Here is a 1,536-nt window from a genome sequence, read left to right as displayed (position 1 = left end):
GCCCAGGACGGCATGCCCGGCAACAGCGTCTGCAGCCACGGCAGCGCCAGCCACTCGACGAGGCTGGTCAGGCCGAACCACAGAGCCACCAGTGCCAGCACGGTCAAGCCCAGCGTCTTGACGAACACGGCCCGAAAGGGAGGCGAAATCAGCTCGAGGGCCGCAGCGCGGGCAGCGTCGAAAATCACCTTGTCACACCCCCGGTTAGCGGACGCCTAAAAAGCGGATGCTTCCGAGATAGGCAGCGCAGGCCATGAGCACAAGCTGGCTGGCGTTTACCGCGCAAACGCCGGCTTTCGAACCGGGATGGTCATGGCAGCGACCCCGGCCACGACAAAACCCATGCCCAGCCATGCCGTCGAACCAAGACTTTCGCCGAGGAAGAGAGCGCCGATGCCGACGCCGATCGGCACGCGCAGATAGGCCTGCGAGGTGGTGCCGACCGAACCCAGCGTGTGGATGAGGCGGAAATAGATGACGAAGGCCAGCGCGGTGGAAAAGACCGACAGGCCGAGTAGGGCCAGGATCGACGCGGTCGATGGCGCCAGCGTCCACGGCTGGTCGAACACCAGACTGAGCGGCACGAGGATGACGGCGCCGCACAGCATGGAACCGGCGGCCGGTAGCATTGGGTCGAGGCCCTTGAAACCGCGGCCGAAAATGGCGGCCCCGGCATAGCAGACCGTCGCGGCGACGATTGCCAATTGCGCCCACAATTCATGACCGAGGCCACCCAGCGCCTGCGTGCCGATAATGAGGCAGATGCCGGCAATGCCGGCGCCCACACCGATCAGTTTGCGCAAGGTGACCGGCTCGTGGCGGGTGATGAGCGCGGTCAAGAGGAAGGTGAAGATCGGCGAGGTCGCGTTGAGGATGGTGGCGAGGCCGGCATCGACCGAGCGTTCGGCCGCGGCGATCAGGGTGAACGGAATAACGCTGTTGAGGCAGGCCTGGAAGGCGAAGCGGCGCCAGCTTGCAGCGTCGCCCGGCAAGGCGAGCCCGCGCCAGCGGATGATGGCCAACAGGATGCCGCCAGCGATCAGGGTGCGGGCGGCAATGAAGGTGACCGGCGGGATGGTTTCGACGCCGATCTTGATGAAGGTGTAGGAGGCGCCCCAGAGCACTGCCAGCACGACGAGCAGTACCAGGTCGGTGGTCAGATCGTTTTTTGCAGGCTCGTTCTTCGTCGACATGCTTTTTGTAGACATTGGGGGCTGGCTCGCCTTCGAAGCGGGATCGTCTGATCCAGGCTTATAGGCGGTGCGGCGATGAAATGCTTCGGCCACGGTCGAATTGTCATAGCGCCTCGCGGCTGATGCGCCTTTGCCTGTTCCGCCAAAGTTGCGTGTCACGCCCTAGGCAAACCGGTTTCAAATCGCTAGACCCGCGCCGGGCCGGCGTGGCAAGAAGCCGGCTCGGGTTTTTGGCGGAGATTTTGATGCCGGATTATGACGTGCTTTGCATCGGCAATGCCATTGTCGACATCATCGCCCAGTGCGACGAGGAATTCCTCGAGACCAACGGCATCATCAAGGG

At 63.6% G+C, this 1,536-nt stretch carries 1 protein-coding gene and 2 pseudogenes; 1 reads left to right on the top strand and 2 read right to left on the bottom strand.

Annotated elements, in window-relative coordinates; all coding sequences use genetic code 11:
• Both EN914_RS35095 and EN914_RS35090 read right to left on the bottom strand, forming a co-directional pair.
• Nucleotides 1–188, bottom strand: a pseudogene (locus EN914_RS35095) (cysteine biosynthesis protein CysZ); the annotation flags it as partial.
• A gap of 87 nt (nucleotides 189–275) precedes the next feature.
• A complete protein-coding gene (locus EN914_RS35090) occupies nucleotides 276–1,208 on the bottom strand; it encodes a DMT family transporter (RefSeq protein ID WP_050580561.1) in 933 nt (310 codons plus the stop codon).
• A gap of 230 nt (nucleotides 1,209–1,438) precedes the next feature.
• On the opposite strand from EN914_RS35090, the pseudogene EN914_RS39635 reads away from it, so the two are divergent.
• Nucleotides 1,439–1,536: pseudogene (locus EN914_RS39635) on the top strand (adenosine kinase); the annotation flags it as partial.

The sequence above is a fragment of the Mesorhizobium sp. M7A.F.Ca.CA.001.08.2.1 genome, assembly GCF_003998455.1.
GTDB classification, from domain to species: domain Bacteria; phylum Pseudomonadota; class Alphaproteobacteria; order Rhizobiales; family Rhizobiaceae; genus Mesorhizobium; species Mesorhizobium ciceri.
Note: the sequence above shows the minus strand (reverse complement) of the source record. Positions and strands in the feature narration are given on the sequence as shown.

What these genes read in the sequence shown, in the direction of transcription:
- EN914_RS35090 (WP_050580561.1), bottom strand. Translation starts at nt 1,208, where the DNA reads ATGTCTACAAAAAGCATGTCGACGAAGAACGAGCCTGCAAAAAACGAT.